We start from the raw sequence: 20,364 nt of genomic DNA on the forward strand, positions 1-20,364 counted from the left end.
TTTCCGTCTACTGTGATCTCTTCTGGTGTGTAGCTTACTACATCTCCTTGATGAGTTTTTTCCGCTGGTACTGTGATTGCTATTGGTTGTCCTTTAGCTTCATCTCCTACTTTCGGTTGGTATTTCAAAACTGTAGACACCACTCCCACATACACAGTTAACGGATCACTTTCTTTTCCTTGACTATCAACAGCTTTAAGTACTACTGCATAGCTTCCTGAGGCTGTTGCTTTTCCTGGTGTTTCTGTTAATCCTGAAACAATTTTTACAGTTGGTGTACCATACGGTCTGTCAGCTTCATTTGTAACTTTATCTTCTCTATCTCCAACAGTTACTAGATTTTCTAGCATTGCTTTAGTAATACTTGTTCCTGATGGGAATACTTTACGTGCGTCAACGCTACTTGCTTCTCTTCCTTTATAAGCTAATGTAGGTTTATTATTTGTTACAGAAACTACTTTCCAATTTCCTGCTGATGTGACTGCTTGTCTTGTTTCTGGTTTGTAATCTACTCGTAATCCTAAACCAGTTCTGTAAGTAGCTGTATTATCCCCTGAAGCATTTTCTTCTTTAATACGAAGTTTTGAATTATTATATGATTCTTTTAATGTAATTGTTACAAGATTTTCTGCTTTATTTGATGCATTAACAGTATTAGTAATAGCTTGTACGAAATTATTTACATTCGTTACTCCTGCAGGTGTTGCTGTAGAGTCTACTTGCCAGTCTCCACCATTTTGACTACGTACAAGAACGATACTTTTTGGTGTATTTCCTGTTTCTGTACTATTATGGAATCGTAATTCCATTCGTTTTGCATCATGTGGTACTTTAACATCTATATGTTTACTACCTGCAATTGTTGTATTTACTGAGTAATCACCCATTTCAACAGCTTTAACATCACTAACTACACTAATATCGTCCGCAGTAGTAGAACCTTTAATTTTCGTTGTAACTGTTAAACCAGTTGGTTGAGTTGTTTCACCATTTTTAGCAACCGATGTACGAAGTTTTACATCATCAGGAAGTGTTGCTGTCCACGTATTACCACTGATTCTTACTCCACCATTATTTTCACTTGTCAATACTCGGTTAGTTCCATCATTCAATGCAACAGACACTACTGTATTACTGCTATTAGCATTTAATCCACCTAATGTACCTGTAATAGTACGTGAAGTTGAAGTCACTTTATTACTATCAAATGTTGGTTTTGGTGGCGTTACGTTCACCGTTACATTGATTGTCTTACTTGGTGTCGCTTGAGTTGCAGCTGGTAAATTATTCCCTGTTTGTGATGGTGGTAATGTAACCTTCACTTGGAATGTTTGTTTACCTGATGTATTAGCTACCTTATTTCCTACCCATTCATAAGTTGTTCCATTAGGTAAAGTATCAGAGCCAGTAGCATTCTTCACAGCAGCTTTTGCCTGTTCGGCACTTAATGTAGTTCCTTGGCTAACAGAAACATTTTTACTATCTGCAATATCAAACACTTTATGCGTTAATGTCTCTGTATGTTCTAAATTGCCTGTAGTTGTATTAGGGTTTGTAAATCGACCATAATTATATCTACCAATGAATGTATAATTAGTTGTCCCTACAGGATCTGATGCAAGAGTTCTAGTAAAGTTCGTTTCTCTTTGCTCTGCTCCTCCACTACGTTTATAAAGCCAATTCATTCCCCCAGGAATATTGTTCCCTTTATTAACATAATAATCCGAATGTCCGTTACTTCGATTCACATCTTTAAAGTCATAAATTGTATTAGCAATCGGGAATGTATTAAGAACTTTATAAGTTAAACGAACTTTTTTCGTTCTATTGTCTCCAAAATTAACGGTTGCTTCTACAGTTTTTGTTTCTTCACTTCCACTTCTTATATTGTTAGTGTCAAGTGTAGCTGTGACAGTTGCCCCCTGAGGTAAATCAACTCGTTGATTTCCTTCTTGTACTTGAATAAATCTCTTCAACTCATCTGCTGAAATCGTTTCTCCACGTTTAACATTGATAATATCACGAGCTACTAGATTATAGCCTGTAACATTTCTATTTTCACTATTATCTGAACTTACAGAATAAGCTGTAGCGCCTTGTCCTCCACTAACTTTTACGACCGCATGAACTTGTTGTCCTTCTGTTAAGTTAGTTGTAAAGTTACTTGCGGATAACGTTGTCGTTCCGTTTCTATCTGTTACAGTCTTACTAGCGACTTTAGTAGTTCCTTGATAGAGCTCAACCGTTACAGTTGCTCCTTTTTGTAATTGAGCATTTGTTGGAAGATTTTCTACAGTCACATTTGGTCTTGTACCTGCTGTACCGTTAAATTGAGGTTGAGATATTGTTGGCGCATTTGGCTTCACATTAAACGTTATTGGTATTGCTTTTTGTGTAGGTGAATAGATTGTATAATTTACACGATCTATTTCTTTCGTATTCTTCACACCAGGGAATACAGCTGTAGCAGTATACTTAGTAATAGTTCCTAACTCATTTAACTGCGTACCATTAGCAACATCAGTAATTCTAGCATTTCTAAGATCGATCTCTTTCCATTTAAACTGCATTCCATCTGGATAGTACTTATTGTTCTCTACAGTATCACTTTCTGCTACTTTGAAGTGATCACGAGGATTTCCTAATGTACTTCCAACCGCACGATTTTCTGTCGTACTATTTTTTGCTTGAATATCTACAATACGATATTTAAATTTATATGTTTTGCTATTGCCATATTGGTCAGATGCTTCAACTGTTGCAATTTGTTCCCGTAATGTAGCATCATCTGCTACTTTATTACTATCATCATCAGAAATTGTATGATTTAAAGTTGTAGATGTTCCTACAAGTTCTCTATCTACATTATTAACTTTATTAAAATAAACACCTTTTGGTAGGTTTCTTACCATCAAACTACCAATTCTACTTTCGTCTGTTACGTTAAATGTAGGATTAAATGCAGCTCCACGATAAATAATAAAACGATTATCATTCTCATTTGTTGTTAATCTTTTTCCATTTAGTAACACTGTTGGTGGTTGTTTATCAGGAACTTCTGTTGGGATTACAGCATCACTTCGTTCAGAGGTCACTGTCCCACCATGCTCTACTATTGTCTCTGCTGTAATAGGATTGCCAGACAAAGCTTCCGAAACAGTAACAGTAGCTGTTGTACCAGTTGTTCTCCCTTCCCCAATAAGTTTACCTCTATCATACAACCTAACTTTAGAATTATCTTTAACTCCACTTCCTACATCCACTCTAATCGATTGTCCTTTTAAACCTTTTTTATGTTCTACTTCGCTGGCTTTAATAATCGGTTTTTTAGGCTTTACTTTTAGTGTTACGGTTGTCGAATTTGATGAATTATCATAATAGTTGGCAGTGACATTATACTGAAATACTCCAGCAGTATTAGTATTCGGTTGTCGTCCATTTGGCCAACTCCAACTCACATCACTAGGGAAGTGTGTAGTGTTATCATTTCGGACTACAAAACCTGATGATACAGGATTACTTACATTCTCAATAGTTTCCCCAACTGTCTTTGTGACTTCTTTACCTTTAATCCGATATTCTTCATTTTGTTGAACGGTTGGCACTACTGGTCTATCTGGTACATTTGTATAGTTCTCACTAGCATTTTTTCCCGATACAAATACATAAGATTGGTTTGTTGTTGGTCTCTGAGTTCCAGCTATTGCTAATGTATAAGCTTCTTTTACCTTTTCTTCTGTTACACCTGGCTTTAACTTAGCCTTTACTTGCATATGCACAGCGTCTCTATCGTTAAGAGTTAGCACACCGATACCATATGACAATTTGCCGTACACACTATTTCTTGATACAGCCATTGCTAAAAAGGGATCATTATTGTTACTTTTAAAAGTATCCCTCATATCTAATCCATAAGAGTCATTAGTGTGACGAATATCTAAATTATAATAATATGTTAATCCTTCCTTGGTTCTCTCATGTTCATGCAAGAAATCAAAATTTGCTGTTCCTGTTTTAGAAAAATTCCTTGGATTTTGAGATAAAGTTCCAACATTCCCATTTTTTCGATATATTTCAAATTTCAAGTCCTTTAATGTATCATCTTTGTAACCTCCATTAGATTTTAAATCTAAAATTTCAGGCTGCAAAATCAATTTATAAAATACTTGGTGAGTACTTCCACCCATCTCACGCCCGTCATTATTAAAGAACACATCATAAACGACATACTTACTTCCATTAATGATTTCAAAACGAGCTGTCATATCAACTTTGTTTTCCGTAAATTGTCTATTTCCGTTTTGGAGATTCCCATTAAAATCAGAAGCACGAAAGCGTTGGTAACTTAAAATATTTTTTTCAGAAGTCCAATCTCGTGATACAGCTGCAGCTCTGTTACTTGTTCCCGATTCCATACTCTGACCATTTCGAGAATCACGTTTCCCTGAATGTTCACGAGTTACTGCTAAGACAAGTTTTTGCTCAGCTTGCTTACCTCGCTTCATCAATTCTTCAATTTCCGAAGCAGTTAATTTCGGATTCACTAACCCATTTTCGACAGAGCGGACAATTTCTTCTACTCCCTCCAAGAGTTTCTTAGTCTCAGGGCGTTCAATTTTTTTAGCAGTATCTAAGTAAGTGATTAAACTTTTAGAAAGCGCCTCCAATTTATCTTTATTAGCAGCACCTTCCTCTTTGTTGTCATCTTTTTGAACATCTTTGATTTCTTCAGCCTGATTAGTAGGAATCACAGCTTTATCAGATACTTTGAGCTCTTTTTTATCTTGAGCTTTAGAATCAGTTTTCTCTTCTTTGTTAGAAGTTTTATCTTCCGTCTTAGACTTAAGCTGACCTACTTGCTCTGTAAGAGATTGAACTCGACTTACTTGTCTTGTAAGCACTTCCTGAGAAATGTCTTCTCCATCAAGTAAACGCTTATTTTCATCGGTTAATTGAGAAAGTTGATTAGATAGACTTAATAAACTTTCCTCGTCTGCTTTTGCAATCGCAGCTTGAAGTTCACTAATAGCCTGAACGAGAGGAGACTTATCCACTGGCTTCTGAGCAACAGTTGTTTTATCACCCTCTACTTCTTTTGATTTCTCTATAAGATTCTCTTTAGGGGGAACTCCCTCTGTCAGTCCCGTAACACCAGCATTTACCTTTTCAGTATTAGCCGTAACAGGTGATACAGCTAAAGTATCTGCCTTAACCGCACCATTAGCGAAAAACATTAATGCCGCTACGGCAACACTTGCAGCACCAAAATGGTACTTACGAATAGAATAACGGTATAATTTTTCACCATTATCATTAGATTTTTTACCAAACATAAATATGTCCTTTCTATTGTTTCAGTAAAATAAGTTTAAAATCTTCGAGACACAATGGCTCAATAATATGTTATCTCTTTTAAAATAAAAAATCAAGTATTTTCATAAACAACATCTAAAGATGTAAACGCTGTAATCGTACTATTTCAAGGCATTTCTGTAATATATATATATATATATATATATGCAACGCTTATTGTGCCGCATTTTTAGACTATATATTATAAAAATTTAATATAAACAAAAAACAGATTTTACCTTTTGCTTCGGAAAAATCTGTCATTATTTTATTTTAAATGGTAGATTGCCTGTCCTTACATTTTATGGATAAAGCTTATTGCTTAGCAAAAAGCTTGTTCTCAAAAAACTCCAACTATGGCTTGCGAACGCTATCCTTGCTGGTTTCTCTGTATTTTTAGGTTTTACTAATGATAGTCTTTCAATAGTGACTCAAATTCAGCGACGGTCATACCCAATTGCTGACTTGCAATCTCAGGTGTCAGGATACCTTGACGAACCATATCTAGGAAGGCAAAAAGTTTCCCTTCTTCTCTTCCCTCAACTTTCCCACGTTCTAATCCTTTTTCTTCAGCTTGCTCCAAAGCATAGTCCTGTGCTAACAAGGCCTGTTCTTCTCGCATACGTAGTTGACTAAACATTTTCCTGTCCTCCTCGGACCAGCTCTTATAGTCCAGCAGTTGATCTGCCTGACTGATGGCTCGCTCAGGTTCTTGGGTAAAGGGTTTATTCCCGAAAAACTCCAACCACGGTTTGCGAACGCTATCCTTGCTGGTTTCTCTGTATTTTTAGGTTTTACTAATGATAGTCTTTCAATAGTGACTCAAATTCAGCGACGGTCATACCCAATTGCTGACTTGCAATCTCAGGTGTCAGGATACCTTGACGAACCATATCTAGGAAGGCAAAAAGTTTCCCTTCTTCTCTTCCCTCAACTTTCCCACGTTCTAATCCTTTTTCTTCAGCTTGCTCCAAAGCATAGTCCTGTGCTAACAAGGCCTGTTCTTCTCGCATACGTAGTTGACTAAACATTTTCCTGTCCTCCTCGGACCAGCTCTTATAGTCCAGCAGTTGATCTGCCTGACTGATGGCTCGCTCAGGTTCTTGGGTAAAGGGTTTATTCCCAAAAAACTCCAACCACGGTTTACGAACCGCATCTTTGCTGGTTTCTCTGTATTTTTTTAGTTCCAAGAACGCCATCTTGACCAGATGGTTTTCTTGTCCATTATTGGTTATGGTTAAAACCTCTCCTGTAGTGTCCTCTCGCATGCTAAAGCTATGAAAAGCAAAATCATCTGAGAAATAATTACTATCCACAATAGCGATAGCGTATACGGGTGCGATGTGTTTATAACTCTGATGAGTATTTCCTTCTTGCTGGCGAATTTTTTCAAGATTTTGATTGACCTGACTGCACAAGTAAGCCCACAAACGATTAATGAAAAAATTCTGATGATGCACCTGAATCTCAATGATAACTTGAGTGCCATTATCTAGTTCAGCTAAAACATCTATACTGGTATAGAAATCCTGAGCCGAGTACGGCAGGGAAGGCAAGACATGAATATTGCTTCCCTCCAAAATAGTTACATTTTTAGCTGATAAGTCCAGCATATCGCGAATAAATTGACAAGTGATTTCTGGATTACTGAAGATTTTCTTAGCAACCAAGTCATTAGTTGGGCTGATGCCCGGATGACGTACAGTCATACTTTTCCTCCTTTTATTATACCACAGTTTTAAATCTAAGCTCACTAGATTCACTGCTACTATCTATTTATTCGGAAAAAGTAGAAAGAGTAGAGAAAATTAGGAGAAATTTCAAACTATATTATTTATCTGAAAGAGAGGGGTGCCCACCATGGATATTATAAATCTGATAAAAAACAAAAGAGTTAGCCTAAGCTAACTCTTATCCTATGCGGAGAGAGGGACTTGAACCCTCACGACCTAAAGCGGTCACAGGATCCTTAGTCCTGCGCGTCTGCCAATTCCGCCATCCCCGCGTCGATTACTTTACTAGTATATCAACTTTTAGGATGCTTGTCAACACTTTTTTCAAATTTTTTTCATTTTCACCAACCAAGTTACTCTGAAATTTCATTTAGATTTTCATCTACTAACTTAGCTCCAAGTGTATTTTTGAAATGCCCTAGGGCAAATTGGTGATTTTCAGGCCAGATGGAAGCAACAGCTGGTTTAACAATCTCGATGTCATATCCTAGATTATAGGCGTCTATAGCTGTATGCAGGACACAAATATCCGTCAAGACCCCTGTTAAGATAACTGTAGAAACGCGACGCTCTCTCAGACGGATATCCAAATCAGTCCCTGAAAATGCTGAGTAATGGCGTTTATCCATCCAAAAGACTCGACTGTCTGAACCATGCTCTTGATAAAAGGTCCCCAAATCTCCATATAAATTGCGTCCACTAGTCCCAATCAAATTGTGAGGAGGAAATAATTTACTTTCTGGATGGAAACAATCATTTTCTTCGTGAGCATCGATGGTAAAGAAGATATAGTCTCCACGTTCAAATGCCAATCGAGTTACCTTGCTGATGGCATCTGAAATTGCCTGAGCTGGAGCGCCTGCTGTCAATTTTCCACTATCAGCCACAAAATCTTCTGTATAATCAATCGAAATTAAAGCCTTAGTCATTAGTAATCTCTTTTCTTCACTTCTTCAAAAATATCTGTAATCAAGACCTTAAGATAGGTTCCCTTCATTCCAAGTGAGCGACTTTCAATAATCCCCGCAGATTCAAGTTTACGAAGGGCATTGACAATCACAGAACGGGTGATTCCGATACGGTCTGCAATCACAGACGCAGTTAACTGACCTTCATTTCCATTTAATTCCCCTAAAATTGCTGAAACAGCACGGAGTTCGGAGTAAGATAGGGTGTTAACCGCCATGGTAACAGCAGTACGGCGACGGATATTTTTCTCATCTTCCTCACGCTGGAAGTTGAGAAGTTGAATTCCAACAACGGTACTGGCAATCTCAACAAGAATCAAGTCCTCGTCTTCGAATTTTTTATCATTGCGCCAAATAATCAAAGAACCAAGTCGAATCCCTGATACATGAATCGGTGCAATAGTCGTCAAGCCATCAGGAAAATCAGCACGACTTTCCACAGGAAAAATACTTAAATCATGATCAACTGTCAGATTGGCTTCTGTATCGTAAATCATGTTCGCACCTTGAATATAGTCATCAGGGAAAATCTTAGTTTGGAAGAATTGCTCTACACGATCTGTATTGGTTTTGTAACGCATAAAATAGCCAAGGAGACGTCCCTTGCTATTGACGATACAAGCGTTACAGTCAATAATATCTGCCAATTGACGGGTAATCGCATTGTAGGGAAGTTCTTCCTGCAACTGCTCGTCTGAGCGCTTCAGGATAGAAGTAATTTTTCTAGTTTTTTCTAATAAATGTGCCATTTTTCACCTCGAATTTAATCGCTATCATTATAACATAAACAGCTTGAATTTTCAATTATTATCTGAAAATTGCTTATTTAATTGCAATTTGAAAAAACAAGAATATTTTTAATTAAATTGCTTCTTTTCTATTGACAAGTTCCCTATTTTTGTGTATTATAATATTACAAGAAGATAATATAGCTATTATATATATCTTTCTTTTTCCATTCGGTCTCCTTATATAAAAAAGCGATTCATTTTGAACCGCTTTTTCTTATTTATCACCCTTGTTACGAATCACAAAGCCTGTTTTCTTTTCACTTGAAGTAGTGCGTGGTTTTTTATTATCTTTACGGTAACGTTTTTCCTTATCAAAACGATCGTTGCCACGACTGCCTTTCTTGAAATCATCACGACGACCACCACGACGGTTGTCTCCTCGGCGATTATCACGACGGTCATCTCCACGACGACCTCCCTTACCTTTACCGCCGAAGCCATTACCTGATGGTTTAAACGGCAGTGGTTTTTCACGCGCAATCTCCACTTCAGGCAGACTATCTGGATCTTGAACAGTCAGACTCAAGATATACATTGCCAATTCTTCTGGAGTAAACTCAGCAGCTAGTTTACGAGCATCCTTGCCAAATTTCTCAAAGTTGGCACGAATGGTTTCATCTGTAAAATCACGTTCGATTTTCTTGAGAGCTACCTGTTTTTTAGCTTGGAAGGCTTCTTCTGCACTTGCAGGTTTGAGACCTTTCATGCGTTTCTTGGTCAAGTTTTCAATGATTTGGAGGTAACCCATTTCATTTGGTGATACGAAAGTAATAGACTGACCTGACTTACCAGCACGACCTGTACGACCGATACGGTGAACATAACTTTCAGGATCTTGTGGAATATCGTAGTTATAGACATGAGTCACACCTGAAATATCCAAGCCACGCGCTGCAACGTCTGTCGCAACTAGAACATCAAGATTGCCATTTTTAAAGTCACGAAGGACACGAAGACGTTTATTTTGGTCTAGGTCACCATGAATTCCTTCTGCACGGAAGCCACGGATTTTAAGACCACGAGTCAATTCATCTACACGGCGTTTGGTACGACCAAATACGATAGCAAGTTCTGGTTGTTCCACGTCCATGAGACGTGTCATAGTATCAAATTTTTCTTGTTCCTTAACTCGGATATAGTACTGGTCAACCAATTCTGTTGTCAATTCCTTGGCAGCAATCTTCACATGCTCAGGTTCTTTCATAAACTGAACACCGATACGTTTGATGGCATCTGGCATAGTTGCTGAGAAAAGCAAAGTTTGACGGTTTTCAGGAACACGAGAAATGATAGCTTCAATGTCTTCAAGGAAGCCCATGTTGAGCATTTCATCCGCTTCGTCAAGGATGAGAGTTTCAATATCTTGTAATTTCAAGGCCTTGCGTTTGATCAAGTCTAAGAGACGACCAGGTGTTCCCACCACGATATGGGCACCAGATTTAAGAGCCTTAATTTGTTTTTCAATGCTTGATCCACCGTATACTGAGCGAACCTTGACTCCCTTACTGCGACCAAAGCGGAAGAGTTCCTCCTGACTTTGGACAGCGAGTTCACGAGTTGGAGCGATGACCAAGGCTTGGATAGTTGCTTCTTCTGTACGGATTTTTTCAAGGGTAGGCAAGCCAAAGGCTGCAGTTTTCCCTGTACCAGTCTGTGCTTGACCGATAACGTCTTTTCCTTCAAGAGCCAAGGGAATAGTTTGTTCTTGGATAGGACTAGCTTCTACAAATCCAGCTTTTTCAATCTCTGCTAGCAAATCAGCAGACAAGTTTAATTCATTAAATTTCACGTTATTCTTCTTTCTAAAGGTGGTGCGAAGCCACCCTATAGGGCTTAGTTTATACTTTTCTTTTTATGACGTATTTTCATATACTGGATATAAAATCGTGTTGCTTCTTTTCCACAAAAGAAAAGTACTGTTTTCTTTGCAACCTATCTAGTATAACACAAGAGAGAAGCAAAAGATAGCTAAATCCGTCGATAAAATCATGTAAACGATTTTTCAGAGAAAATAAGGATGAAATTTCCACTATTTCATAAACTTTTTTAAAGCGTAGCAGAATTGTGCAAAAGTTTTTTTCTTGTGCTAGAATGAAATTCGAATAGGAGGAACTCTAAATGTTAACTTATGATTTAATCGTTATCGGATTTGGTAAAGCTGGTAAAACACTAGCTGGTAAATTGGCTTCAGCTGGCAAAAAAGTTGCCCTCATTGAACGTAGCAAAGCTATGTATGGTGGAACTTGTATCAACATCGGTTGTATCCCAACTAAGACTTTGCTAGTTGCTGCTGAGAAGGACTTGTCTTTTGAAGAAGTGATTGCTACCAAAAACACTATCACTGGTCGCCTCAACGGTAAAAACTATGCTACTGTTGCTGGTACAGGCGTGGACATCTTTGATGCGGAAGCTCACTTCCTTTCAAATAAAGTCATTGAAATCCAAGCTGGTGATGAAAAGAAAGAACTGACTGCTGAAACAATCGTCATCAACACTGGTGCTGTTTCAAACGTCTTGCCAATCCCTGGACTTGCTACGAGCAAGAACGTTTTTGACTCAACAGGTATCCAAAACTTGGACAAATTGCCTGAAAACCTTGGTGTCCTTGGTGGTGGAAATATCGGTCTTGAATTTGCTGGTCTTTACAACAAACTTGGAAGCAAGGTTACAGTCCTAGATGCCTTGGATACTTTCCTTCCTCGTGCAGAACCTTCCATCGCGGCTCTTGCTAAACAATACATGGAAGAAGACGGTATTGAATTGCTTCAAAACATCCGTACTACTGAAATCAAAAATGACGGTGACCAAGTCCTTGTCGTAACTGAAAACGAAACTTACCGTTTCGATGCCCTTCTCTACGCAACAGGACGTAAACCAAACGTAGAACCACTTCAACTTGAAAATACAGATATTGAACTAACTGAACGTGGTGCTATTAAAGTAGACAAACATTGTCAAACAAACGTTCCCGGTGTCTTTGCGGTTGGAGATGTCAACGGTGGCCTTCAATTTACTTACATTTCACTTGATGACTTCCGTGTTGTTTACAGCTACCTTGCTGGAGATGGCAGCTACACTCTTGAAGACCGTCTCAATGTACCAAACACCATGTTTATCACACCTGCACTTTCACAAGTTGGTTTGACTGAAAGTCAAGCAGCTGATTTGAAACTTCCATACGCCGTTAAGGAAATCCCTGTTGCAGCAATGCCTCGTGGTCACGTAAATGGAGACCTTCGCGGAGCTTTCAAAGCTGTTGTGAATACTGAAACAAAAGAAATTCTTGGAGCAAGCATCTTCTCAGAAGGTTCTCAAGAAATCATCAACATCATCACTGTTGCTATGGACAACAAGATTCCTTACACTTACTTCACAAAACAAATCTTCACTCACCCAACCTTGGCTGAGAACTTGAATGACTTGTTTGCGATTTAAGTTGAAGTCTCATCTTAACTGACAGCCCTCTTTGGGCTGTTTTTACTTCTGCGGAACCTCATACTCTTTGAAAATCAAATGCAAACTACGTCAGCTTCACCTTGCCGTACTCAAGTACAGTCTGCGGCTAGCTTCCTAGTTTGCTCTTTGGTTTTCATTGAGTATCAAATCTGTCTTTTCCCTCTTTTATGATATAATAGAAACATGAAATTAAAAACTACTTTGGGCCTTCTTGCTGGGCGTTCTTCCCACTTCGTTTTAAGTCGTCTTGGCCGTGGAAGTACGCTCCCAGGAAAACTCGCCCTTCAATTTGATAAAGATATTTTACAAAACCTAGCTAAGAACTACGAGATTGTCGTGGTCACTGGAACCAACGGAAAAACCTTGACAACTGCCCTCACTGTCGGCATTTTAAAAGAGGTTTATGGTCAAGTTCTGACCAACCCAAGTGGTGCCAACATGATTACAGGGATTGCGACAACTTTCTTAACAGCCAAGTCTTCTAAAACTGGGAAAAATATTGCCGTCCTAGAAATCGATGAAGCCAGTCTATCTCGTATCTGTGACTATATCCAGCCAAGCCTTTTTGTCATCACGAATATCTTCCGTGACCAGATGGACCGCTATGGTGAGATTTACACAACTTACAAGATGATTTTGGATGCTATTCGTAAGGTGCCTACAGCTACTGTCCTCCTTAATGGAGACAGTCCACTTTTCTACAAGCCAGCTATTCAAAATCCTGTACAGTATTTTGGTTTTGACTTGGAGAAAGGGCCAGCCCAACTGGCTCACTATAATACCGAAGGGATTCTCTGCCCTGACTGTCAAGGAATCCTCAAATACGAGCATAATACCTATGCAAACTTGGGTGCCTATATCTGTGAAGGCTGCGGATGTAAACGTCCTAATCTCGACTATCGCTTGACAGAACTAGTTGAGTTGACCAACAATCGCTCTCGCTTTGTCATTGACGGACAAGAATACGGTATTCAAATCGGTGGTCTCTACAATATCTACAACGCCCTAGCTGCGGTTGCCATCGCCCGTTTCCTTGGTGCTGATTCACAACTCATCAAGCAAGGATTTGATAAGAGTCGTGCTGTCTTTGGACGCCAAGAAACCTTCCATATCGGGGACAAGGAATGCACCCTTGTCTTGATTAAAAATCCAGTCGGTGCAACTCAAGCTATCGAGATGATTAAACTAGCACCTTATCCATTTAGCCTATCAGTCCTCCTTAATGCCAACTATGCAGACGGTATTGATACCAGCTGGATCTGGGATGCTGATTTTGAACAAATCACTGACATGGACATTCCCGAAATCAACGCTGGCGGTGTTCGCCATTCTGAAATCGCTCGTCGTCTACGAGTAACAGGCTATCCAGCTGAGAAAATCACTGAAACGAGTAGTCTGGAACAAGTTCTTAAGACAATTGAGAATCAAGAATGCAAGCATGCCTATATCCTGGCTACCTATACTGCTATGCTGGAATTCCGCGAACTGCTGGCTAGTCGTCAGATTGTTAGAAAGGAGATGAACTAATGGTTTATACTTCACTTTCCTCAAAAGATGGCAATTACCCCTATCAGCTCAACATCGCTCACCTCTATGGAAACCTCATGAATACCTACGGGGACAATGGAAACATTCTCATGCTCAAGTATGTGGCTGAAAAACTGGGAGCCCATGTGACCGTTGACATCGTTTCACTTCATGATGATTTTGATGAAAACCACTACGACATTGCCTTTTTCGGTGGCGGTCAAGACTTTGAACAAAGTATTATTGCAGACGACCTACCTGCTAAAAAAGAGAGCATTGACAACTACATCCAAAACGACGGTGTGATTCTGGCTATCTGCGGTGGTTTCCAACTATTGGGTCAATACTATATTGAAGCTTCAGGGAAACGCATCGAAGGGCTAGGGGTCATGGGACATTATACCCTTAATCAAACCAACAACCGCTTTATCGGGGACATCAAGATTCACAATGAAGATTTCAATGAAACCTACTATGGATTTGAAAACCACCAAGGACGTACCTTCCTCTCGGATGACCAAAAACCACTGGGACAGGTTGTCTATGGAAATGGAAACAATGAAGAAAAGGTCGGCGAAGGGGTTCATTATAAGAATGTCTTTGGTTCTTACTTCCACGGGCCTATCCTCTCTCGTAATGCCAATCTAGCTTATCGCCTAGTCACTACTGCCCTCAAGAAGAAATATGGTCAGGACATTCAACTCCCTGCTTATGAGGACATTCTCAGCCAAGAAATCGCTGAAGAATACAGCGATGTTAAAAGCAAGGCTGACTTTTCTTAAACCAAGGAAAACTCTATCAAAGAACTCCGTCATCATATCGGAGTTCTTTTTATCTTTTCTTTTACCCTTCTCCCTTGCATTTTCTCTCTTTTTTTGCCAAAATAGAGGGGTAGAAAGAAGGTAGCATATGTCTAAATTACAACAAATCGTAACATATCTTGAAACTGAAAAACTAGACGTCGCTGTCGTATCTGACCCCGTCACAATCAATTACCTCACTGGTTTTTACAGTGATCCCCATGAACGCCAAATGTTCCTTTTTGTCCTAGCTGATCAGGAACCGCTCCTCTTCGTTCCAGCCCTTGAGGTTGAGCGTGCAAGCAGCACTGTTTCTTTTCCAGTTGTGGGCTATGTGGATTCTGAAAATCCATGGAAAAAAATGAAAGATGCTCTTCCACAACTTGACTTCAAACGTGTAGCTGTTGAGTTTGACAATCTCATCTTGACAAAATACCATGGCTTGAAATCAGTCTTTGAAACTGCTGAGTTTGACAACCTCACTCCTCGTATCCAACGCATGCGCCTCATCAAATCAGCTGACGAAGTGCAAAAAATGATGGTTGCAGGTCTCTATGCGGACAAGGCTGTTAAGGTTGGTTTTGATAATATTTCTCTTGATAAGACCGAAACAGATATCATCGCTCAAATTGACTTTGCCATGAAACGTGAAGGCTATGAAATGAGCTTTGATACCATGGTCTTGACTGGTGATAATGCTGCAAATCCGCACGGTATTCCAGCAGCTAATAAGGTCGAAAATAACGCCCTTCTCCTCTTTGACCTGGGTGTTCTAGTCAATGGCTATGCGTCAGATATGACTCGTACAGTCGCTGTTGGTAAACCAGACCAATTCAAGAAAGACATTTATAACTTGACTCTTGAAGCCCAACAAGCTGCTCTTGACTTTATCAAACCAGGTGTGACTGCCCATGAAGTGGACCGCGCTGCCCGTGAGGTCATCGAAAAAGCTGGTTATGGCGAGTACTTCAACCACCGTCTCGGTCACGGAATCGGTATGGATGTCCACGAATTCCCATCTATCATGGAAGGAAACGACATGGTCATCGAAGAAGGCATGTGCTTCTCCGTTGAACCAGGTATCTATATCCCTGGTAAAGTCGGCGTCCGTATCGAAGACTGCGGTGTTGTTACCAAGGACGGCTTCGACCTCTTTACAAGCACCAGCAAAGATTTACTTTATTTTGATTAATATTCTCGGAAAATCTTTCCACAATAAAAACGCATAGTATCAAGGTTTCAACACTGTACTATGCGTTTTTCTGATTTGAAAGACTTTTGGCTCAGCCTCTTTACTTAATCTTCTTGATACTTTGACTAAGAATAATTCCTACAATCATCCCTACCATATTTTGCATGAAATTTGGTAGGATTTCTGGTAGGGCTGCAGCCCAGCCATTCATCAAAGTTGAACCCAAGGCGTAGCCCCCTACCATGGCAATCGTTGCTAAGATAAGGCCTAACCACTGAGTTTTTCCTTTAAATCCTGCGAAAAATCCCTGCAAGCCATGGTTGACCAAGCTAAAGAACATCCACTGAGGATAACCTGATAAGAGATCAATCAAGAAACCTGCTAGTCCTCCGACTACAGCCCCTTCACGACTACCAAAGTAAAAGGCCGCAAAGAAGACACCCGCATCTAAAAGAGTTAGAATTCCTGTCGGTGTTGGAATTTTTAAGAAATAACCTAGAACCACAGAAAGGGCGGTTAAGAGGGATACAAGGGCGATTTTAGTTGTTTTGGTTTGCTTCATATTGTCTTACTCCATACTGATCTGCTTGTGCAATAGCACGATAAACGAAAGCCTTAGAGCTTTCTACTGCTGGTAAAAGTTCATCACCTTTGACTAGGTGACTGGCAATGCTGGAGGCAAAGGTACAACCTGCACCAGCATTTTGCCCTTGAATGACAGGATTTTCTAGGATAGTAAAGGTCTGTCCATCATAAAAGACATCTACAGCCTTGTCCTGACTAAGGCGATTACCTCCCTTGATAATGACTGCTGGCGCTCCTAAGTCATGTAATTTCTGAGCTGCAGCCTTTATATCTTCCAAGGTTTTAATTTCCTGACTAGCTAATAATTCTGCTTCAGGAAGATTAGGCGTAATCACACTGACATGAGGGAAAAAACGAATCAACTCTTGGCAGAGTTCACTGACAGCTACATCGTGCGTTTCCTTGCAGACCAAGACAGGATCCAATACCACAGGCACTCTTGGACGCTGCTTGATAAAGTCCAAGGCCTTCTCAGCCACACTGACAGTTGGTAGAAGACCAATCTTAATTCCCCCAAACTCCACATCACGCAAGCTATCTAATTCATGTTGAAAAATGGTATCGTCAGTTGGAAAGACTTCAAATCCTTTTTCTGTTAAGGCTGTCAAGCAAGTCACTGCTACAAAGCCATGCAAGCCGTTCAAGGTATAGGTAGCCAAATCAGCGGACAAACCACCACCACTAAAAATATCATTTCCAGAAAGTGCTAAAATACGATTATTCTTCATAACGAATCTCCTTTAAATACAAACCATTTGGTGCCGCAGTGGGACCAGCAAGTTGCCTGTCCTTCTTCTCCAAAACGAGGTCAATCTGCTCCACTGGCATGCGATTATTGCCGATTTTGAGCAGTGTCCCCACCATATTGCGAATCTGCTTATACAAGAAACCATTTCCTGAAAAGGTAAAAGTCAAAAACTGACCTGTCTCATCAACCCTGAGACTAGCTTCTGTAATAGTACGAACCTTATCCTCCACACTAGTCCCAGAGGCTGTAAAACCTGTAAAATCATGTGTTCCCTCTAGCTTCTTGATTGCAATCTGCATCCGTTCCACATCGAGTGGGTAGGGGAAGTGAGTAGCATAGTGACGGCGCATTGGATTTTTAGGACGTCCTCTATCCACAATAAACTCATAGGTCTTGCTATGCTTGGCATAACGGCAATGAAAATCATCCGCCACAAGCTCAATCGAAATCACATCAATATCTTCAGGAGACTGGGTGTCCAAAGCAAAACGGAGCTTCTCCTCATCCATTTGATAGGGCAGGTCAAAATGAATGACCTGTCCCAGAGCATGAACCCCACTATCTGTCCTACCAGCACCATGAACAGTGATGGCTTTCCCCTTATTCAATCTAGTCAAGGTTTTTTCAAGTTCCTCCTGAACACTACGTGCATGGGGCTGGCGCTGAAAACCAGCAAAGGAGTAACCGTCATAGGAAATAGTTGCTTTGTATCTTGTCATAACTTCTATTTTATCAAGAAATTAGTCTGTAGACAAGGTACAAAATTTAAAATTGTATGGGTGCAAAAATCACAAAAAGAAAAACTTAGGAAACTAATCCTAAGCTCTCTTTTGAAGTAGGTACATGACAAAGATAGAGGTTACAATCAACCAACCTCCTAAGATACTAAAGACCAACATACCATTGTGAGTTAGTAAGCCGATTGCACCTAGAACGAATGGGGTCGTAAAGGCTCCGAAACTACAGCCTAAAACCGCAAATGAAGTCGCTTGATTGAGGAGTTTAGCTGGAATTCTTTCAGAGACAAGTTGAAAAACCGTCGTCAAGGCTACACTGTAGGCAAAACCAGCCAGAATGCTTCCTACCACCACCAACAACAAGGATGGAGACAAGGCAATCACAATTTGCCCTAAGCCGAAGGTAATACCTGACCAGAGGAGCAGTTTCTCTTTAAAGATAGAAATCAAGAAAGAAAAACTCACCCCAGCCACAATCCCAATCAACTGCATGACACTGAGAACAAAACTAGATAACTGGGCATCTCCCAGTCCTCTTTCCACCATCAAACTTGGAATACGAATTGTAATAGCCGTATTGGTACAAACTACAACTGCCGCTTCAATAGCTAGGATAAAAATCAAGCCTTTCATTTCCCGAGTTAAACGACTTGCTTCCTTCGTTTTTTTCTTGACTTCTTTCTTTTCTTTTCCATAAGGGACAAAGAGCAGATAAAGGGTCAGCACCAAAAATCCAGCACTATAGGCTAGAAAGGTGGCTGTCCAACCAAAGGCCAACAACTGGCCGACTGCCAAGGTAATGAGAGAGGCTCCAACGACCTCTGCAGAACCGCGTAGCCCTAGCATCTGAATCCGTGTTTTCCCTTGATAGCGTTCACTGATAATGGAAATAGCCTTGGCATTGATCATCCCAACACCCAAACCAAAAAGAATCCGTGTTCCAAATACAAAGGGATAGGCTTGATACCAGAAAGGAGCCGTTCCACTCAGTGATAAAATTAACAAGCCCAAACTAATCTGTAAGCGCTCAGGAAATATTTTTTCTAAGAAACCATTTAATAGCAACATAATCATGATTCCAAAGGAAGGCAAGCTGGCCAAGAGCTCAATTTGTTCCTTAGGATAACCTTGATAATAGTCAAACATGGCTGGCAGGGCACTCGAGATGGAAAAGGAGGTAATCAAAACGAGGGAGAGAGCCAAAATACTGGCCCGTTCTAAAAATTGTTTCATGAAATCTCTTTCTATATTTTATCTTAATATCTTTCTCTATTGATAATTCTCAAGCAAGAAAAGAAGAAGCCTCTTTAGTGTACAGACTCCTTCTTAAACTCGAAAATGAATCCCTTGTATCTTATACTCAATGAAAATCAAAGAGCAAACTAGAAGGCTAGCCGCAGGTTGCTCAAAGTACAGCTTTGAGGTTGCAGATAAAACCGACGTGGTTTGAAGAGATTTTCGAAGAGTATTAGGATGACTTTCTCTTGATTTGCTTGATAAAGTAGAAGATAAATCCTGCCACCATATAGGCAACAAAGATAATCAGACACCACTTGAACACGACATCCCAACCCTTGTTCACATTCAAAAAGAAGTAAGGGAAGGGACTAACCTTAGAATTAGGAATGTCTAGTTTCAGTACCAAGCCATTAAAAAGAGCAAACATCATATACAGCAAGGGTAAAATCGTCCACACAACTGGATCCCAGATTTTGTATTGACCCTGTTTGTCAAACAAGAGGGTATCTGCTAAAAACCAGAGGGGAACGATATAGTGGCAAAGGAAATTTTCTAGGGTATAAAAATTAGTCGCAATGGGCGCTAAAAGGAAATGGTAAATCACACAGGTAATCATGATACTCATGGTGACCCCACCTTTTAAGCGCAAGAGGCTTGGCCTTTGCCAGTTTTCACCTAAACGGCTCATAACCTTTAGGAGATAGAGCGTAAAAATCGCGACTAAAAGGTTGGACAGAACCGTATAATAGAGCAGCATCCCAAATCCACCATGCTTGGCGATTTCAAGATAAACTCCCGTAAAAGCCGCTAGAAACAAGAAGATACGGCTATAAAATATAAGTTTGTAGTTCTTTGACATGTTTAAATTTTCTTCACAAACTCTGATTTAAGTTTCATGGCACCAAAACCATCAATCTTACAGTCGATATTGTGGTCGCCTTCTACGATGCGGATATTTTTCACGCGCGTTCCTTGTTTCAAATCTTTTGGCGCACCTTTTACTTTCAAATCCTTAATGAGGGTTACTGTATCACCATCAGCCAATTTATTTCCGTTGGCATCGATCGCGACAAGACCATCTTCTACTTCTGCAACTTCAGCAGGATTCCACTCATAAGCACACTCTGGGCAAACCAGTAGGGCACCGTCTTCGTAGACATACTCTGAGTTACATTTTGGGCAATTTGGTAAGTTGTTCATGGTTTCTCCTTATCATCATTCACTATTCTTTGAAAA

The 20,364-nt window shown here is 39.9% G+C and carries 15 protein-coding genes, 1 tRNA gene and 1 pseudogene; 4 read left to right on the forward strand and 13 right to left on the reverse strand.

The features are described 5' to 3' along the window. The 7 genes and pseudogenes from GEZ84_RS09185 to GEZ84_RS09215 all read right to left on the reverse strand — a co-directional run. Nucleotides 1–5,333, reverse strand: a 5,333-nt coding sequence (locus GEZ84_RS09185; RefSeq protein ID WP_153224310.1) for a YSIRK-type signal peptide-containing protein, incomplete at its 3' end; no start/stop codon positions are given. 425 nt (nt 5,334–5,758) lie between these two features. Continuing rightward, nucleotides 5,759–6,139, reverse strand: a pseudogene (locus GEZ84_RS11165) (hypothetical protein); the annotation flags it as partial. Between the two features lie 10 nt (nt 6,140–6,149). Then, nucleotides 6,150–7,061, reverse strand: coding sequence for an Rpn family recombination-promoting nuclease/putative transposase (locus GEZ84_RS09195; RefSeq protein ID WP_153224312.1), 912 nt, complete (start codon nt 7,059–7,061; stop codon nt 6,150–6,152). A 210-nt stretch (nt 7,062–7,271) separates the two neighbouring features. Continuing rightward, a tRNA-Leu gene (locus GEZ84_RS09200) sits at nt 7,272–7,357 on the reverse strand. Between the two features lie 81 nt (nt 7,358–7,438). Continuing rightward, entirely contained in the window at nt 7,439–8,014 is a 576-nt protein-coding gene (locus GEZ84_RS09205) for a cysteine hydrolase family protein (RefSeq protein ID WP_070526965.1), read from the reverse strand. Then, a complete protein-coding gene (gene codY / locus GEZ84_RS09210; protein ID WP_153224313.1) occupies nt 8,014–8,802 on the reverse strand; it encodes a GTP-sensing pleiotropic transcriptional regulator CodY in 789 nt (262 codons plus the stop codon). Before codY ends, GEZ84_RS09205 begins: the two co-directional genes overlap by 1 nt. A gap of 256 nt (nt 8,803–9,058) precedes the next feature. Beyond that, a complete protein-coding gene (locus GEZ84_RS09215) occupies nt 9,059–10,633 on the reverse strand; it encodes a DEAD/DEAH box helicase (RefSeq protein WP_319946444.1) in 1,575 nt (524 codons plus the stop codon). A gap of 329 nt (nt 10,634–10,962) precedes the next feature. Here GEZ84_RS09215 and GEZ84_RS09220 point away from each other — a divergent pair, with 329 nt between their 5' ends. From GEZ84_RS09220 to GEZ84_RS09235, 4 genes are all read left to right on the forward strand, one after another. After that, nucleotides 10,963–12,279, forward strand: coding sequence for an FAD-containing oxidoreductase (locus tag GEZ84_RS09220; protein WP_084889397.1), 1,317 nt, complete (start codon nt 10,963–10,965; stop codon nt 12,277–12,279). A 204-nt stretch (nt 12,280–12,483) separates the two neighbouring features. After that, a complete protein-coding gene (murT, locus tag GEZ84_RS09225; RefSeq protein WP_153224314.1) occupies nt 12,484–13,827 on the forward strand; it encodes a lipid II isoglutaminyl synthase subunit MurT in 1,344 nt (447 codons plus the stop codon). Then, nucleotides 13,827–14,609, forward strand: coding sequence for a lipid II isoglutaminyl synthase subunit GatD (gene gatD / locus GEZ84_RS09230; RefSeq protein ID WP_153224315.1), 783 nt, complete (start codon nt 13,827–13,829; stop codon nt 14,607–14,609). The genes murT and gatD overlap by 1 nt, the downstream gene beginning before the upstream one ends. A 127-nt stretch (nt 14,610–14,736) precedes the next feature. Continuing rightward, on the forward strand, nt 14,737–15,819 hold the full coding sequence (locus GEZ84_RS09235) for a M24 family metallopeptidase (RefSeq protein WP_153224316.1): 1,083 nt from the start codon (nt 14,737–14,739) through the stop codon (nt 15,817–15,819). Between the two features lie 100 nt (nt 15,820–15,919). Here GEZ84_RS09235 and GEZ84_RS09240 read toward each other — a convergent pair whose 3' ends face one another. The 6 genes from GEZ84_RS09240 to GEZ84_RS09265 all read right to left on the reverse strand — a co-directional run bounded on the left by GEZ84_RS09240 (nt 15,920) and on the right by GEZ84_RS09265 (nt 20,328). After that, nucleotides 15,920–16,381, reverse strand: coding sequence for an ECF transporter S component (locus tag GEZ84_RS09240; RefSeq protein WP_125420178.1), 462 nt, complete (start codon nt 16,379–16,381; stop codon nt 15,920–15,922). Next, complete coding sequence (locus GEZ84_RS09245; protein WP_153224317.1) at nt 16,359–17,132, reverse strand: bifunctional hydroxymethylpyrimidine kinase/phosphomethylpyrimidine kinase; 774 nt, start codon at nt 17,130–17,132, stop codon at nt 16,359–16,361. The genes GEZ84_RS09240 and GEZ84_RS09245 overlap by 23 nt, the downstream gene beginning before the upstream one ends. Next, the gene (gene truA, locus GEZ84_RS09250) at nt 17,122–17,871 is read right to left on the reverse strand and encodes a tRNA pseudouridine(38-40) synthase TruA (RefSeq protein WP_153224318.1); all 750 of its coding nucleotides are present in this window, start codon (nt 17,869–17,871) and stop codon (nt 17,122–17,124) included. The genes GEZ84_RS09245 and truA overlap by 11 nt, the downstream gene beginning before the upstream one ends. Before the next feature lie 99 nt (nt 17,872–17,970). Continuing rightward, nucleotides 17,971–19,122: an MFS transporter gene (locus GEZ84_RS09255; RefSeq protein ID WP_153224319.1), complete on the reverse strand. Its 1,152-nt coding sequence runs from the start codon at nt 19,120–19,122 to the stop codon at nt 17,971–17,973. A 235-nt stretch (nt 19,123–19,357) separates the two neighbouring features. Then, nucleotides 19,358–19,987, reverse strand: coding sequence for a Pr6Pr family membrane protein (locus GEZ84_RS09260; protein WP_153224320.1), 630 nt, complete (start codon nt 19,985–19,987; stop codon nt 19,358–19,360). Nucleotides 19,988–19,989: 2 nt separating this feature from the next. Beyond that, complete coding sequence (locus GEZ84_RS09265; RefSeq protein ID WP_153224321.1) at nt 19,990–20,328, reverse strand: zinc ribbon domain-containing protein YjdM; 339 nt, start codon at nt 20,326–20,328, stop codon at nt 19,990–19,992. Nucleotides 20,329–20,364 lie beyond the last annotated feature (36 nt).

Source organism: Streptococcus mitis, from assembly GCF_009496155.1.
Taxonomy (GTDB): domain Bacteria; phylum Bacillota; class Bacilli; order Lactobacillales; family Streptococcaceae; genus Streptococcus; species Streptococcus mitis_BQ.

What these genes read in the sequence shown, in the direction of transcription:
- GEZ84_RS09195 (WP_153224312.1), bottom strand. Translation starts at nt 7,061, where the DNA reads ATGACTGTACGTCATCCGGGCATCAGCCCAACTAATGACTTGGTTGCT.
- GEZ84_RS09205 (WP_070526965.1), bottom strand. Translation starts at nt 8,014, where the DNA reads ATGACTAAGGCTTTAATTTCGATTGATTATACAGAAGATTTTGTGGCT.
- codY (WP_153224313.1), bottom strand. Translation starts at nt 8,802, where the DNA reads ATGGCACATTTATTAGAAAAAACTAGAAAAATTACTTCTATCCTGAAG.
- GEZ84_RS09220 (WP_084889397.1), top strand. Translation starts at nt 10,963, where the DNA reads ATGTTAACTTATGATTTAATCGTTATCGGATTTGGTAAAGCTGGTAAA.
- murT (WP_153224314.1), top strand. Translation starts at nt 12,484, where the DNA reads ATGAAATTAAAAACTACTTTGGGCCTTCTTGCTGGGCGTTCTTCCCAC.
- gatD (WP_153224315.1), top strand. Translation starts at nt 13,827, where the DNA reads ATGGTTTATACTTCACTTTCCTCAAAAGATGGCAATTACCCCTATCAG.
- GEZ84_RS09235 (WP_153224316.1), top strand. Translation starts at nt 14,737, where the DNA reads ATGTCTAAATTACAACAAATCGTAACATATCTTGAAACTGAAAAACTA.
- GEZ84_RS09240 (WP_125420178.1), bottom strand. Translation starts at nt 16,381, where the DNA reads ATGAAGCAAACCAAAACAACTAAAATCGCCCTTGTATCCCTCTTAACC.
- GEZ84_RS09245 (WP_153224317.1), bottom strand. Translation starts at nt 17,132, where the DNA reads ATGAAGAATAATCGTATTTTAGCACTTTCTGGAAATGATATTTTTAGT.
- truA (WP_153224318.1), bottom strand. Translation starts at nt 17,871, where the DNA reads ATGACAAGATACAAAGCAACTATTTCCTATGACGGTTACTCCTTTGCT.
- GEZ84_RS09255 (WP_153224319.1), bottom strand. Translation starts at nt 19,122, where the DNA reads ATGAAACAATTTTTAGAACGGGCCAGTATTTTGGCTCTCTCCCTCGTT.
- GEZ84_RS09260 (WP_153224320.1), bottom strand. Translation starts at nt 19,987, where the DNA reads ATGTCAAAGAACTACAAACTTATATTTTATAGCCGTATCTTCTTGTTT.
- GEZ84_RS09265 (WP_153224321.1), bottom strand. Translation starts at nt 20,328, where the DNA reads ATGAACAACTTACCAAATTGCCCAAAATGTAACTCAGAGTATGTCTAC.